Source organism: Bifidobacterium sp. VU/mBH4 (B4) (assembly GCF_058199535.1).
In genome coordinates this window covers 336860-352213 of sequence record NZ_JBVPQJ010000001.1, presented here as the reverse complement: position 1 = coordinate 352213, position 15354 = coordinate 336860, and the positions used below count along the sequence as shown (strand labels likewise).

Below are 15354 nucleotides of genomic sequence, written 5' to 3'. Positions count from 1 at the left end.
CCAGGTTCCTACAGTATTCAGTTGACGGAAAACGCTCTTTCTGCCGCCTTGGTCAGCTCCAGGGTGCGATCGGCGTCCAAGGCCAGCTGTTGTTTGAGGGGCTCCTCGCCCGCATACCGCTTCTGACCGCGCAGACGGCTGAGAAACTCCACGCGGACCCGGTGTCCGTACAGATCCACCCAATCCGGCCGCACGGCGTTGGCCTCCAGGACTTGTGGCATATGCTCACCCGGGGCCAGGAAAGTCTCCTTGGTGCCGATGGAGATAGCGGCAGGCATCCGCCAGGGCGATCCCTGAGCCAGCCGACCCTCACGGCCCTCCGGCGTGGCCATGGGATCCGTAGGCAGACCCAGGTCAACCAGCCAGCCCGCATAGACCCCATCTGCGGGCATCATCCCCTGGCTGTCGGGTGCAAGATTGGCAGTCGGAAATCCCAAGCGGCGTCCCCGCTGCTCCCCATGGATCACCATACCTTGAACCATGTGAGGCCGGCCCAGAATATCCAGGGCCGTATCCACGTCACCGTCCTGGATCAGTTGCCGAAGGTGGGTACTGCTCCAAGCCCTGACCTGATGTCGCTCCAGGCCGTCAGCGTCAGGCAGCGTGCAGTCACCGGGGCCCTGGTCGTCCACGACTTCCAGGTTGAACAGTCCGGTGTCTGCCAGGGCGCCGATGGCTCCGATGTCGCCGCTTCGCCCTGCGCCCATGCGCGCATCACGGCCCAAGACCAGGGTTCGCATGGCCAGCCGTTCGGTAAGCTGCTTGAGGAAGAACCGATAGGATTTGGCCGCAAAGGCCAGTGTGTATCGCACCACCACAACCTGTTCCAGCCCCAGCTGGGCCATGAGCCGCAAGCGCTCCTCCATTGGCATGATCTGATCAGGGTCAAGGCGAATCAGATCCGAGGGCGGTTCAACCATGTCATGGCTGTCGGCGTAGCTGTGGATCAGTTTGGGACTGGGGTCGAAGACCAGGGCCATGGGCCGATTCTGGCCCTTGGCCGCGAGCTCGACCACCCGGCGCAGGAGGGCCTGATGACCCCGATGCATGCCATCGAAGACACCGATGGTGACCACACTGGACCGGGCCCCCAAGGTTCCCGGCCAACTGACAATGCCCGACTCATCCGGGCTGACCTGGCTGACCTTCATCCGCTTCCCATCACTTAGTCATGGCGGCCCCCGAACCCGGGCGCCGAAAATTCCTTAAGCACTGTATGCCCACCGTCGCACCCTGGCAAGACCCTGGGGCTCAACCCGAGCCTGCACACTCAGGCCTCTGGATGGAAAACCACATCCGGTTTGGCCCCGCCTCGTGTACTGGGCACTAGGATAGCAGCCAGACGCTGCCTGCCCTCAGGTCCGGCCAGGGCGGCCGTGGGCCCAGCAACCGGCAGATCCAAGAATCCGCCATTGGCCACTCTGGCAGCCTGGCCGGCATCCAGGTTCAGAGCGGGCATGGTCATGCGTGCTGCCTGCGCCAGGTCAAGCGAGCCATCCAAGATCGCCTGCCGGTCGCGGTTCAGGACCATACGACTGCGGACAACCGTCTCACCTTGTCGGTTCCGGTAGGTGTGAGGGACTACCTGGCCGCCCACAGCCTTAGACACCAGGCCGGGATTCTCCAAGTCAAAGGGGCCCACGCGAATCCGTCTCAAGGCAGTCAAGTAGCCGCCCAGATCCAGCTGCTCGCCCAGATCGCGAGCCAGAGCACGGATGTAGGTGCCGCTGGAGCAGGTCACCTCCACATCCGCATCGACCGCCCTGGTGACCTGGCCGGGCAGATCCACAGGGCGAAAGTCGAGCAAACGGAAGGATGCAATCCGTATGCGTCTGGGTTCCAGCTTGACCTCCTGGCCTGCGCGAGCCAGGTCATAGGCCCGCCTGCCCTTGACCTTGATGGCGGAGAAGGCATCGGGCACCTGGTCGATCCAGCCGGTGAAGCAGCGATCAATCAGATCCTGCAGACCCTGGGCTGTCAGCTCGTCCACCCTCTGCGCGGCTCCAGGACGCACCGGCAACAAATCCCCGTCCGCATCGTCCGTGGTGGTGGCCAGCCCCAGGCGCATGGTGGCCCGGTAGGTTTTGTCATGGCCGACGATGACCGTCAGCAAGCGCGTAGCCTGCCCGAACCCTACGACCAGCAGACCGGTGGCCATGGGATCCAGGGTCCCGGCATGGCCCACGCGGCGCATGCCGAGGCCAGAGCGGACGGCAGCCACCACGTCATGGCTGGTCACACCGCTCGGCTTGTCAACGAGGATGATGCCCGAGGTCGGTTCAGCGGTGCCGGACTCCACACCATCCGACGACTCAGCGGTCGGCTTCATTCGCATCCTCTGCAGCAGGCTCATTAGGGGCAGAGTCCGAACCATCGTCCTCTTCCTCGTCGTCATGCCGGTATGGATCGGGGTCGCCAGCATAGCTGGCATTGACCCGAGCCTTGGCCATGGCCTCGTCCCGGTGACGGGCCGCAGTCAGCACATCCTCAATCTCGGTCGCCTCGGCAGGCACCTCATCGTAGATGAAGCGCAGCGTAGGCGTCAGCCGCAGACCGGCCCTGGCGCCGACCAGGGTGCGCAGCCTGCCGGAGGCCTGCCGCAGGGCTTGCTGGGCACGCTTGCGTTCCCCGGCCTCATGACCGGACCGACCCAGCTGGGTCCAGTAGATCTTGGCTATCTGCAGGTCGTTGGTGACCCGAACCTCAGTGACAGTGACCCCTGCCAGGCGCTTATCGTGCATCTGGGACTCCAGCGCAGAAGCCACGACCCGTTGTATCAGGGCCGCTATGCGTACAGCGCGGGGATTTCCAGCCATCATGATTCCTTTCTCGAAGCGTCTATGACTCATCGTCGCATTCATGGACATCCGCCCCGGCCAGGGAGTACCCAGACCGGGGCGGATCGCCACAGATCCTCCGACATGTGGTCGGATGGTCGACAGGCCCTACTTGCGTTCCACTTCCTGCATCTCGTAGGTCTCGATGATGTCGCCCACCTCGATGTCGTTGAAGGAGCCCAGGTTGATGCCAGCCTCGTAACCTTCAGACACCTCGTTGACGTCGTCCTTGAACCGGCGCAGGGAGGATATCTCCAGGTCGTTGATGGTGACCACCCCGTTGCGGGCGATGCGCGCCTTGGTGCCCCGCTTGACGGTGCCGTCCTGGACCATGACACCCGCGATGTTGCCGAACTTGGAGGAACGGAAGATCTCGCGGATCTCGGAGTGGGAGGTGGTGACCTCCTCGTACTCCGGCTTGAGCATGCCCTTGAGCGCAGCCTCGATGTCCTCGATGGCGTTGTAGATGACCGAGTAGTACTTGATCTCCACACCCTCGCGGTCGGCCAGATCCTGGACCTGCCGGTTGGGCCGGACGTTGAAGCCGATGATAACGGCCTTGTCGACCGTGGCCAGGTTGACGTCGTTCTGGGTAATGGCGCCCACGCCCCGGTGGATGACCTGGATCCCGACCTCGTCGGAGACCTCGATCTTCATCAGGGAGTCTTCCAGTGCCTCGACCGAGCCGGAGGAATCGCCCTTGATGACGATGTTGAGCATGTCGACCTCGGACTTGGCGAACTGCTCCTTCAGGCTCTCCAGGGAGACCACCTTGCGGCGCTTGGCCAGCTGAGCGGCACGGGCCGAAGCCTCGCGCTTCTCGGCGATCTGTCGAGCGGTGCGATCGTCAGGCGCAACCAGGAAGAGGTCGCCAGCGGTGGGCACCGAGGTAAGACCCAGCACCTGTACGGGGGTAGACGGGCCAGCGGCATCCATCTGCCGACCGTTCTCGTCCAGCATGGCGCGCACACGGCCATAGGCCGATCCGGCCACAATGGCATCGCCCACATGCAGGGTTCCCTGCTGGACCAGCACAGTGGCCACAGCTCCGCGACCCTTGTCCAAGCGGGCCTCGATCGTGGCGCCGCGAGCGTCCATGTCGGGGTTGGCCCGAAGGTCAAGATCGGCGTCGGCAGTCAGCAGGACGGCCTCCAGGAGCTTGTCCACGTTGGTGCCCAGCTTGGCGGAGATGTCGACGAACATGGTGTCGCCGCCATACTCTTCGGATACCAGGCCGAACTCGGTCAGCTGACCGCGCACCTTCTGAGGATTGGCTCCCTCGACGTCGATCTTGTTGACAGCCACCACGATGGGCACATGGGCGGCCTGGGCGTGGTTGATGGCCTCCACGGTCTGCGGCATGACGCCGTCGTCCGCGGCCACCACCAGGACAGCCACATCCGTCAGCTCGGCACCACGGGCACGCATGGCCGTAAAGGCCTCGTGACCAGGGGTGTCCAGGAAGGTGATCTTGCGATCCTCCCCGTCCAGGGTGACCGTGGCCTGGTAGGCTCCGATGCGCTGGGTGATGCCGCCAGCCTCCTGGGTGGTCGTGTTGGTCTTGCGGATGGTGTCCAGCAACCGGGTCTTGCCGTGGTCGACATGGCCCATGACCGTAACCACCGGAGGCCTGGGCTGCAGGTTCTTGTCATCCTGGTCCTCGCGTTCTTCGTCCAGGTTGATGTCGAACTGCTGAAGGAGCTCCTTGTCCTCCTCCTCGGCGGAGACGATGCGAATCTTCCATCCGATCTCGTCGCCCAGAATCTGGAAGGTTGCCTCATCCAGGGACTGGGTGGCTGTGGCCATCTCGCCCAGGTGGAAGAGCACCGTGACCAGGGCAGCGGGGTTGACGTTGATCTTGTCAGCCAGGTCGGCCAGGGTGGCGCCCTGACGCAGCTTGACGGTACGTCCATTGCCTGCGGGGATGCGCACGCCGCCGATGACGGGTGCCTTCATCTCCTGGAATTCATGCCTCTTGGCCATCCGGTTCTTGCGGGCCTTGGAGGACTTGCCTCCCTGGCGGCCAAAGGCTCCGGCAGCGCCGCCGCGACCACGACCGCCGCGACCTGAACCGCCGCGGAAGCCGCCTGAGGGTGCCGACGAAGCGCCGCCGAAACGGCTGCCGCCCTGATGCGTCTGCTGGCCGGGGCGGCTATGGCCCCACTGTCCTGGACGGGCGCCCTGCCCGGAGCGACCGCCACGGCCGTTGCGGAATCCGCCCCGGCCCCTGCGGGAGTCGTTGACGGTGGGCCTGGCCATGGGGTGTGGCCTGGGGATGTCTGAAGGCATGGGGGCCTTCATCCCCTGCTTGCGGCTGAAAGGATTGTTGCCTGGACGAGGCGTGGATGATCCCGGCCGTGCGCCATGACGCGCTGCCGCAGCGTTGGATCCGCCAGGGCGGCCGTTGTTGTGCGACCCCTGGGGGCCGGGCCTGCCCATGGCTGAGGGCTTGGGCCCACGGGACTGGTTGCGCTGCTCGTGCTCATTGTGGTTGCCTTGGGGGGCACCGGGCTTGGGGAAGTGGCCACCGGGACGCTGCTGACCCCGTGGCGCGTCGCCGCCGGCCGAGGGCCGATGGCCCTGTCCGGGCTTGGGCCCAGGCGTCGAATGCTGTTGGGTGCCGCCGGACTGCGAGCGGCTGCGTTGCCCCTGGCCGCTTCCATGATTAGGGCTGCCGGGGCGTGCATTTCGTGCAGCGGCCTGGCCAGCGTCGCCCTGTCCCTTCTGAGGGAAAGCGTTCTTGAGTCGACGAACCACAGGGGCCTCGACAGTGGAGGATGCGGACTTGACGAACTCGCCCATGTCCTTCAATTTCGCCAGAACAGTCTTGCTGTCTACGCCAAATTCCTTGGCCAGCTCATACACGCGTGCTTTGGGCACTTACTTTCTCCTTACCGGACCGCGCATATGACCGGCGCGATCACTCTTTGATGACGGCGAACATATCCTGTCTCATCGTGCGACCATGATCGTGTTACCTCGTCTCTGTGCCGGGGCCGACGGCATGAACCACCGGACTCGGGATACCGGATCCAGCATACTCGTGTCGTCGGATGTTTGCTCTCAGTCGTCTTCACCAGCAGCCGAAGCCGATTGCGCCTGCAGCTCACGCAATTTTTGCTGGTGGGCCTCCTCGGACTCGATGCCGATCTTCCATCCAGTCAGCTTGGCGGCCAGACGGGCATTCTGTCCCTCTTTGCCGATGGCCAGGGAGAGCTGGGCGTCCTTGATAAAGGCAATGGCTGTGCGGTTGGACTCGCTGACGATCTGCACCTGGCGGACCACGGCCGGGGACAGGGCCGCCGCCACAAACTCGGCAGGATCCTTGGACCAGTCCACAATGTCGATCTTCTCAGGTCCCAGATTCTCCATGACGGCACGCACGCGCGCGCCGCCCGGACCGATCAGCGCACCCTTGGGATTGACCCCCTTGGTGTTGGCTCGGACCGCGATCTTGGTTCTGGCCCCGGCCTCACGAGCAATGGCCATGATGGAGACTGCGCCGGAGACCAGCTCAGGCACCTCCCGCTCAAAGAGGCGGCGAACCAGCTCCGGGTGGGAACGTGACACGATGATTTCCGGCCCCTTAAGCCCGCGGGAGACATTGACCACGTAAACGCGGATCCGCTGGCCGTGCCGATAATGTTCTCCAGGCACCTGCTCGCGGCGGGGCAGAATGGCCTCGACATTGTCCACGGCCACATGCACATTGCCGGGATCGCTGGCATCCTGCTGCACGACTCCAGTGATCAGATGGCCTTTCTGGCCCGAGAAAGCTCCGAAGACACGCTCGTCATCTGCCTGACGGAAAAGCTGGCGGATGACCTGGCGGGCCGTGGAGGCTGCCAGCCGATCGAAGTCCTTCGGTGTGTCGTCGTATTCCTCGCCCAGATCATAGCCCGGTTCAGGCTCTTCTGGCGTGGGTTCGCGAGCAATCTCGTCCTGTGCCCAAATGGTAAAAGTCCCCGCACGTTCGTCCAGCTCCACCCGTGCGTGCTTGGCTGCGTGAGGCGACTTCTGGTAGGCCAGAAGAAGGGCCTCGCTCAGTGCTTGATCCAAGGTCTCGGCATCAATCCCTTGTTCGTGTGCCAGCTGATGAATTTCAGCCAGGTCCAGTTCCATGTCAAGACCTCCTATGAAGTTATTCAGACTGTGCTTCTTTTAGTCTGCAATGCCTACTATTCTAGCCTTTCATGCAGACACAGCCGGTTCCTGAATACCACGGGTGGGCGAGTCGTCGGCCGGCGATCCTGGCACGACGGATGAGGACCGGCATCGCAGTACTTCTGCTGGCCGTCACCATCTCAGGATGCGCACCCTCGGCGGTGCAAATTAGCCAGCACGACCCCGACAACCTCCGCCCCACCGCCTGCGAACAGGCATGGACGCGGGCCCGGCAGTCGGAACGGCTTCAAAAGGATCAGCCTGATAGCCGAGCCCAAGCTTGGGTTCAAGCGGCTCGCGAGTGCCCTGCTCGCCTGGACGAAGCTACGGTACACGCAGCCCAGGCTTTGGCGACTTCCCAGAGCGGGCAGGCTGATCGTCGAACAGCTACGTTGAGGCTGGTCCAGGCTGCACAGCGGCTGGATCCGCTGGCCAAGGCGCTGCCCGCCGAATTAGCTGATCAGGCCATCACCGGCGAAGACCGTTCCGGATTCGAACTCTCGGTCCTTGCGGCCCGCAAGACGGATGCTGCATGGATGCTGACCCTAGCCGATGCGCACACTGCAGCTGCGCAGATCCTGGTCGGCCAGACCAAGCACGATCCCAGGCAGGGGGTCTATCCCACCACTGATCTGCTGGCGCACCCCGACGAGTGCACCGATCCCGCCAACGGCATACAGGCCCCTACCCCTGCCCTGATCGAGATGGATACGGCCCGGGCCCTTCTGGCTGTTGGGAGGAAGTTGAACGGCTCCTCAGGCACCATACGAACTGACGCCAGCCAGAACGCGAAAAGCCGCCAAGAGGCCACATCGGCCCTGGTCGACATGATCGTAGCCCACTTGTCCATGGCCATGAACCTCGGCTACCCGGCCACTTCGTCAGCCCTGCTGCAGGCACCAAAGCGCTGACGTCTGGGACGGATCCTCCAGCAGCAGGCTGCTCTGATCACACTCTCAGGTCTCCTCATCCGTATATGCGAGCAAACCCTGCCAATGCGTGCGCAAAACCTGATTCATGATGAAGATCGATCGTCAAACACACTAAACTAACCATCTCTTACTGCAGATTTCACGAAACTTTGCGGGTGGCGTTAAAGGTTCAGGCAGTGATATTATAGAACGTGTTCCACAGGAGCATTCCCTAGGAACGCGGGGGGTATGAACCCGTACAATGCAGGGGGCGACCCGGTGCTGGCCATCGCATCGCCTTCTGCATTGGACGGTCTTTTATTTGCTCAGCATCGAAGCTCAGAGCCGTGTCAGACTGCCTGCGGCATTACGCCAGCATCCGACCCAGTCGGCAAACCGACAGTGATCTATAAGGATGCGGCCGCCCTTGTTCAATCAGCTGACAGAACCAGACGCCCGTTCCGAGAAGGCTTCCCCTCACCCATCCCCAGGCAACCGGTGAATTCCCGACCATCCGAGGAAGTGATGGTTACTGTGCTTCCTGAGCGTTCCGCCTGGAAAACCAGGCTGTTTCCATCTTCCTCGGTCACCGTCGCACTGGCTCTTCCATCGTGAGCCAGGAAGACTGAGACCGTAGAATCAGTTCCATAAGCATATTCAGTTGATTCCTGTCCCTGGCGGGTGACCAAAACAGTCCCGTCGCGCACCCAGAGCGGAACCGTATCGAAGCCATGCTTTTCATGCATCCACTGGCCGGACTGTCGGCAGTCCACCTGGCGGCCGGTGAACCAATCCGTCCATACCCCCTTGGGCAGGTAGTATTCCACATCACCCGTGTAGGAGAAGACCGGCGCCACCAACAGCGACGGCCCCAGCATATACTGGCGGTCGCAATCCAGCGCCGTCCTGTCGTCAGGGAACTCCATGAACATGGAACGCATGACCGGGACGCCGCGCTCGTGTGCACCAAGTCCGACCTGGTAGAGGTAGGGCATCATGGATATCTTCAACCTGGTGAACTTTCGCAGCACGCTCACTGCGGTCTGCTCAGAAGGATTGACCACTCCCCTGCGCTGATCCTCCTCGTCGAAGAGCCAGGGGACTCGGTAGACAGTGGAGCCGTGCAGCCTGGAGTGAGAGGAGAGCAGACCGAACGCTATCCAGCGTTTGTAAACGGCAGGGTCTGGTCTTGCTCCTTCGAAACCGCCGATATCGTGGCTCCAGAAACCGAAACCGGAACTTACCAGCGACAGGCCGGCCCGCAAGGTCTGCGCCATGCCGTTGAAGGTGGATTCGCAGTCGCCGCCCCAGTGAACAGGCTGCTGCTGGCCACCCACCGTGGCAGATCGGGCATACAGGCAAGCCTGCCCCTTTCCGTACACCTCTTCGATGGCCTTAAAAACGGTCTGATTGTACAGTTGCGTATACCAGTTATGCATGCTCGCAGGATCCGAGCCGTCGAACCAGACCACATCGGCAGGGATGCGCTCACCAAAATCGGTCTTGATGGCGTCCACTCCTTGCTTGAGGAGATGCTTGACGTGCTCTTTGAACCACTTGCAAGCGTCCGGATTAGTGAAATCCACCAACCCCATGCCGGCCTGCCAAAGATCGGTCTGCCATATGTCTCCATTGGGCTTACGAACCAGGTAGCCCTGGTCTGCAGCCTGGTCAAAGAGAACGCTTTCCTGCCCGATATATGGGTTGATCCAGGCGCAAACGTGCAGCCCCTTCTGGCGGTGGAGGCGTCCCAGGGTCCCCTCGATGTCGGGGAAGAAGCGTCGATCCCATTGAAAGTCGGTCCAGTGGAATTCCCTCATCCAATAGCAGTCGTAGTGAAAAACGCTCAGCGGAATATGCCGTTGAGCCATGCCATCGATCATGGATGTCACGGTCTCCTCGTCATATTTCGTGGTGAAGGATGTGGTCAGCCAGAGCCCATATGACCAGGCGGGAACCTTGGCCGGACGACCCACCAAGGCCGTGTATCGCTCCAGGATCCGTTCAGGATTCGGTCCGGCGATCAGATAGAAGTCCAGAACTTCGCCGGGCACGCTGAACTGGACGGTCTCGGTGTTCTCCGTGGCCACCTCGAAGGAGACATGCCCGCGGTTGTTGACCAGAACACCGTAGCCCTTGCTGGTCATATAGAAGGGAATGTCCTTATAGCCTTGCTCGCTGGCTGTGCCGCCGTCTTCGTTCCAGATGTCTATGCTCTGCCCGTTCTTCAAATATGGGCCAAACCTTTCGCCGAAGCCGTAGACCCTTTCCCCGACTGACAAGCCGAGTTGAATGGCGGTGAAAACCGGAGACTCATCATAGGCCCTGGCCGTGGGCGCTACGCCGAACTCCCCCACCGGTTGCGTACTTACGGCAGCGTCGGGAGCCAAAGCGAACCTCGCCAGAGACTTGCCCCTTGCATGGGTGAGCTCCTTGCCCTCGCAGGCAAAAGCCATGTCGAAGACGGGACCCTTGGTCATGGTCAGGCTCAGGTTGCCCGAAGTCAGAGTCACCGAAGCCCCGTCTTCTCCGACTTCGCCGTCGCCAGCACCATGGGCGCGAGCCTGGACGAATCCGGAATCCGTATCCTGCTCGTGCACAGGGAAGCCCGGACAGGTTCCGCTACCCTTCCAATGGGTTGCCTGCACCCGGATGATCCCTTCAGCCGGCGAGGTGGCATGGATCCGGAAGGTCGGCAGATTCAGGGTGTCGGCCCTGCCGGTCACGACCCTGGTCGTAGCCAGGACATCGATGCTCCTCCCATCTGGCCCTACCGACAATTCATAGGGAGAACGTGCGTAGAGAGCCTCGACGCCGGGCCGGGTCAGCCAATATCCATTGGTGAACTTCATGTTATTTCACAGCTCCTGTAGTAATGCCCTTGGAAAGGGTTCTTTGGAAGATCAGATAGAAGATCAGCGTGGGCACAATGCTGATCAGTGAGGCCGCAGCCGTGGTGGTCACATCCATCAGCCTGTCCCCGGTCAGCGACGCTATGGCAATGGGGACCGTCTGCTTGGAATTGTCAATCAGGAAGGCCATAGGGATCATGTACTCATTCCAGGTCCAGATGAAGAAGAAGACCAGCATGACGCTCAGCGTGGGCTTGGAGATGGGGAAGACGATGTCCTTGAGAATTCTCCACCGGCTGGCCCCATCTATGGTGGCAGCTTCCAGAATGGCCTTGGGGAAGGTTCCGTAGACGCTGGACAGAAGATAGGTGCCGAATGCGCTCTGGATGACCGTGAATATGATGACGATCGACCATTGTGAGTTGTATAAGCCCATAGCATGAAAATCCACGTCAACAGAAAGCACATTGGACGGATCGCTGGCATATCCAATGGAGACATAGGGCACCAAGGAGGTATGTGCCTGGGCTACCCGCGGATCTTCCATGGTCACATCCAAGAGGAGGACACCGTCGATCATGCCACTGTATGACATTCTCAGGAGTTCGTCCGTATCGTCCTCATCCATCAGCAGCACCACGTTGTAGTGGTAGTGTCTGGCCCTGGCGACTACGGCGAAGAAAAAGGTGGCGTAGTTCGAATAGTCGGTATAGGGATGCATTGGCGAGCTCAGCACGATCAGATGGGTTCTGCGGTCCCTTCGGAGCATGGCGGCTCCTGATCCGGGGTGGTAGTCCAATTGCTGGACTGCCTTGAGCACCCTGATCTTCGTCGCGTCGCTTACCGGTCGTTTGCCCGAGAATACATAGGAAACAGTGCTTATGGAAACTCCCGCCAGAGCGGCCACGTCCTTGATGCCGACCAAAGGACCTCCTTCAGCAGGAAGGCATGAGCCCCTTTATCGTAATCATGCACATGCCGTCACCAGACAGTATACGAAAAAAGGCCCCGACCGTGGGGCCGGGACCAGTGGGGGCGGTTGAGGCGAGATTCGAACTCGCGGAGGGAGTTGCCCTCACACGCTTTCGAGGCGTGCTCCTTAGACCGCTCGGACACTCAACCATGGTCGTTGCCCGACACTGCCGAACAACAACTTTTCTATTATGCCACAGAGTCCCTACCTGGCAAGCGGCGTGGCGCAGACAACGGTTACCATGAACAGGCAGAGGGTCACAGTGTACGGCGGGCTCGGATGGCCTGAGCCCGTTCAGCCAGCTGGTCATCAGGCGGGTAGGCCACATGCTCCAGGGTCAGACCCCGAGCATCTATGGGACCGGTGGAACCTTCGCGCAGGGGATGGGCCACCTTGTCGGCAAACCATGGCACGGACCGGCGTCCCAGGCCCACCTGGATGCAGGCTGCTACCAGCGAGCGAACCATATTATGGGCAAATGCGTCAGCGACGATCCGAAAGACGGTCAGCCCGGATTCCATGAAAGTCGGAAGGTACCCGACAACACTCTGGTCCGGAGCCGCACCGAACAGATTCACGGCCGGAACCAGATCCCAGTGTGCGGCCAGGACCTTGCGGATGGTCGTGCCGCCAGGGTTTGGCCTGGCGAAGGATCCGAAGTCATGCAAGCCGATACACGCTCTTGCAGCCTCGTTCATAGCTTGCAGATCCAGGCTCCCCTCCAGATCCAGCACATAGCCCCGCATGCGGGGATCCCCTGGCTGGCCCCCCTGGCTGACCCGGTACAGGTAGGTGCGTTCCATAGCAGAGAAGCGGGCATCGAATCCCGCAGGGGCCAATCTAAGACCGAGCAGAACGATGTCAGCAGGCAGCAGGTGCCTCAGACGGCGTTCCAGGGCCACAACACCGTCTGCCTCCATATGGCCCCTGCAGGACTCGAGGACACCATCGGGAATGTCCAGGTGCGCCACCTGATGAGACGCATGGACTCCGGTGTCGGTCCTGCCAGCCACGACCAGTCTTGGTTCCCAGACATCGTGGTTATAGGGAACGCCGCCTTGTGAGCTTCGGACTCCAGTGATCAGCGACAGAGCATGCTCAATGCAGCCTTGGACCGTACGAAGCCCTGGCTGCCTGGCCCAGCCATGGAAGCCGCCACCGTCATAGGCCAGATCCATGCGCAGCCTGACAAGGGACATCTTCCCTTCCTGACCTTTCATCAAGACCTCCCTGGCAGCAATGACAAACGGGGCCGGAGAGCCATGCTCCCCGACCCCGTCATCGAATGCAATAACCGATTACTCGGCAGTCTTCTCGGCATCCTCAGCCACGTCGGCATCTTCCTCAGCCTGGGCTTCAGCCTGATCCGCCTTGTCAGCGGTCTGTTCCAGATCCTCGGCGGCCTGGTCGGCCTGAGCCACGTCCTGATCGGACTCATTGGCCTCGACGGCCTGGTCGACAGCGTCCTTGGCAGCGCCTTCGGCGACGGCGGCATCAGCGGCTGCAGCCACCTCAGCGTTGTCGTCCTTGGCGGCCACCTTGGCTGCGGACTCAGCCTCCTTGACGACGGCCTTCTTGGCCGACAGGGGCTCGGTGACCAGCTCGATCACGGCCTGGGGGGAGTTGTCTCCACGGCGAGGCGCGATCTTGGTGATGCGGGTGTAGCCGCCCTCGCGCTGCTGCATCTGCTCGGCGATCTGCGTGAACAGGATGTGGACCACAGACTTGTCACGGATGACGCGCATAACGCGGCGACGGGCAGGCAGATCCCCACGCTTGGCGAAGGTGATCAGCCGCTCAGCCAGCGGACGCAGGCGCTTGGCCTTGGGCAGAGTGGTCGTGATACGGCCGTTGGCAAAGAGGCTGGTGGCCATGTTGGCCAGCATCAGCCGCTCGTGCGCCGGGCTGGAGGCCAGACGTGGGCCCTTGCTAGGTTTTGGCATTGGATTATCTCCTTACGGCCCGGGAGGACAGGTGGGCATACGCCCGAACATCCGACTTCCCGGAATTGCTGTCAGCAGGCGACGGAACCCTTCCCCCTCACCTGCTCATACGAAGGCTGCTGCACTTCACTCGTCGTCAGGCGAGAAGAAGGTGCCTCCCTCGAGATTATTGGTGTCGAAGCCCAGCGGGGAGGCCTTCAGCGACAGCCCCATGCCCTCAAGCTTCTCCTTGACCTCGTCGATGGACTTCATGCCGAAGTTGCGGATGTCAAGCAGATCCTGCTCGGTATGCGAGACCAGCTCGCCGATGGTGTGGATTCCTTCGCGCTTGAGGCAGTTGTAGGAACGCTGCGTCAGGTTCAGGTCCTCAATCGGCACGGACATCTGCGGATCGGCCTCTTCCACCACCGGCTCGGGTCCGACTTCCACGCCCTCAGCCTGAGTGTTGAGCTCGCGGCAGAGGCCGAAGAGCTCGACCAGGGTCGACCCAGCTGACGCCACCGCATCGCGCGGCGAGATGGCAGGCTTGGTCTCCACATCCAGGATCAGCTTGTCGAAATCCGTGCGCTGCTCGACGCGGGTGGCCTCGACCTTGTAGCTGACCTTGAGTACCGGAGAGTAGATGGAATCGACCGGGATGCGGCCAATCTCATCGTTGTCCTGCTTGTTGAGCTGGGCCTGGACGTATCCACGCCCACGCTCCACCGTAAACTCAATCTCCAGCTCGCCATCCTCGGCCAAGGTCGCGATATGCAGATCAGGATTGGCCACGGTGACACCGGCCGGCGGGGTAATGTCCCCGGCGGTGGCCTCGCCCTTGCCGCTCTTGCGCAAATACATGACCACAGGCTCGTCGTACTCGCTGGTCAGCACGATGCCTTTGATGTTGAGCAGGATCTCAGTGACGTCCTCCTCCACACCAGGCAGCGTGGTGAACTCGTGCAGGGCACCCGAGATGCGAACCGAGGTCACAGCCGCACCGGGTATGGAGCTCAGCAGGGTACGACGCAGGGAGTTGCCCAGGGTGTACCCGAATCCAGGCTCCAACGGCTCGATGGTGAAACGGGAGCGCTGGGCATTGACGACTTCTTCAGTAAGAGTCGGACGCTGTGCAATAAGCACTGTTGCTATCCTTTCAGCTCCGACCGGTGGTGCACTCACCGGTCATCGCGGGTGGATTCATGGGTTTTTTAGTGCTCAGACGCGACGGCGCTTGGGAGGACGAACGCCATTGTGTGCCTGTGGGGTCACATCGGAGATGGAACCGACCTCCAGGCCTGCGGACTGCAGGGAGCGGATGGCGGTCTCGCGGCCCGAACCCGGGCCCTTGACGAAGACATCCACCTTCTTGACCCCATGCTCCATGGCCTTGCGGGCTGCGGATTCGGCGGCCATGCCCGCTGCGTAAGGAGTGGACTTGCGGGAGCCCTTGAAGCCTACGTCGCCGCCTGAAGCCCAGGCCACTACAGCACCGGAAGGATCGGTGATGGAGATGATGGTGTTGTTGAATGTTGACTTGATATGCGCCTGCCCGACCGGAACCGACTTGCGATCCCGACGACGAGGCTTGCGCGCGGCCTGCTTTGCTGCTGCCATTGATCCTCGTTTCCTTGTCACGAATAACTGATTGCTCGTGCGAATCCTCGGGGATCCTCATCCCCGCTTCGCATTCGG

General features: G+C 61.8%; 12 protein-coding genes and 1 tRNA gene. 1 reads left to right on the top strand and 12 read right to left on the bottom strand.

Features of this window, described 5'->3' with window-relative positions; translation table 11 throughout:
- Nucleotides 1–17 precede the first annotated feature (17 nt).
- The 5 genes from ribF to nusA form a co-directional block, all read right to left on the bottom strand.
- Nucleotides 18–1151: a bifunctional riboflavin kinase/FMN adenylyltransferase gene (gene ribF, locus AC0AII_RS01505; RefSeq protein WP_490445834.1), complete on the bottom strand. Its 1134-nt coding sequence runs from the start codon at nucleotides 1149–1151 to the stop codon at nucleotides 18–20.
- A gap of 119 nt (nucleotides 1152–1270) precedes the next feature.
- On the bottom strand, nucleotides 1271–2329 hold the full coding sequence (gene truB, locus AC0AII_RS01500; RefSeq protein ID WP_490445833.1) for a tRNA pseudouridine(55) synthase TruB: 1059 nt from the start codon (nucleotides 2327–2329) through the stop codon (nucleotides 1271–1273).
- Nucleotides 2313–2816, bottom strand: coding sequence for a 30S ribosome-binding factor RbfA (gene rbfA / locus AC0AII_RS01495; RefSeq protein ID WP_463427857.1), 504 nt, complete (start codon nucleotides 2814–2816; stop codon nucleotides 2313–2315). The genes truB and rbfA overlap by 17 nt, the downstream gene beginning before the upstream one ends.
- Nucleotides 2817–2945: 129 nt before the next feature.
- Entirely contained in the window at nucleotides 2946–5717 is a 2772-nt protein-coding gene (gene infB, locus AC0AII_RS01490; protein WP_101432767.1) for a translation initiation factor IF-2, read from the bottom strand.
- Nucleotides 5718–5900: 183 nt separating this feature from the next.
- Entirely contained in the window at nucleotides 5901–6959 is a 1059-nt protein-coding gene (gene nusA / locus AC0AII_RS01485; RefSeq protein WP_490445832.1) for a transcription termination factor NusA, read from the bottom strand.
- A gap of 71 nt (nucleotides 6960–7030) precedes the next feature.
- Between nusA and AC0AII_RS01480 the strand changes: the two genes are divergently transcribed.
- Entirely contained in the window at nucleotides 7031–7912 is an 882-nt protein-coding gene (locus tag AC0AII_RS01480; RefSeq protein WP_490445831.1) for a hypothetical protein, read from the top strand.
- Between the two features lie 431 nt (nucleotides 7913–8343).
- On the opposite strand, the gene yicI is transcribed toward AC0AII_RS01480, so the two are convergent.
- From yicI to rpsK, 7 genes are all read right to left on the bottom strand, one after another.
- Nucleotides 8344–10764, bottom strand: a complete 2421-nt coding sequence (yicI, locus tag AC0AII_RS01475; RefSeq protein WP_490445830.1) for an alpha-xylosidase — start codon at nucleotides 10762–10764, stop codon at nucleotides 8344–8346.
- A 1-nt stretch (nucleotide 10765) separates the two neighbouring features.
- Nucleotides 10766–11689, bottom strand: a complete 924-nt coding sequence (locus AC0AII_RS01470) for a LacI family DNA-binding transcriptional regulator (RefSeq protein WP_144085057.1) — start codon at nucleotides 11687–11689, stop codon at nucleotides 10766–10768.
- A 111-nt stretch (nucleotides 11690–11800) separates the two neighbouring features.
- Nucleotides 11801–11886, bottom strand: a tRNA-Ser gene (locus AC0AII_RS01465).
- 108 nt (nucleotides 11887–11994) lie between these two features.
- Complete coding sequence (locus tag AC0AII_RS01460) at nucleotides 11995–12957, bottom strand: tRNA pseudouridine synthase A (RefSeq protein WP_490445829.1); 963 nt, start codon at nucleotides 12955–12957, stop codon at nucleotides 11995–11997.
- Between the two features lie 78 nt (nucleotides 12958–13035).
- Complete coding sequence (gene rplQ, locus AC0AII_RS01455) at nucleotides 13036–13680, bottom strand: 50S ribosomal protein L17 (protein ID WP_463318035.1); 645 nt, start codon at nucleotides 13678–13680, stop codon at nucleotides 13036–13038.
- Between the two features lie 126 nt (nucleotides 13681–13806).
- Entirely contained in the window at nucleotides 13807–14802 is a 996-nt protein-coding gene (locus tag AC0AII_RS01450; RefSeq protein WP_015022327.1) for a DNA-directed RNA polymerase subunit alpha, read from the bottom strand.
- 75 nt (nucleotides 14803–14877) lie between these two features.
- A complete protein-coding gene (gene rpsK, locus AC0AII_RS01445; RefSeq protein WP_015022328.1) occupies nucleotides 14878–15276 on the bottom strand; it encodes a 30S ribosomal protein S11 in 399 nt (132 codons plus the stop codon).
- Between the last annotated feature and the right edge of the window lie 78 nt (nucleotides 15277–15354).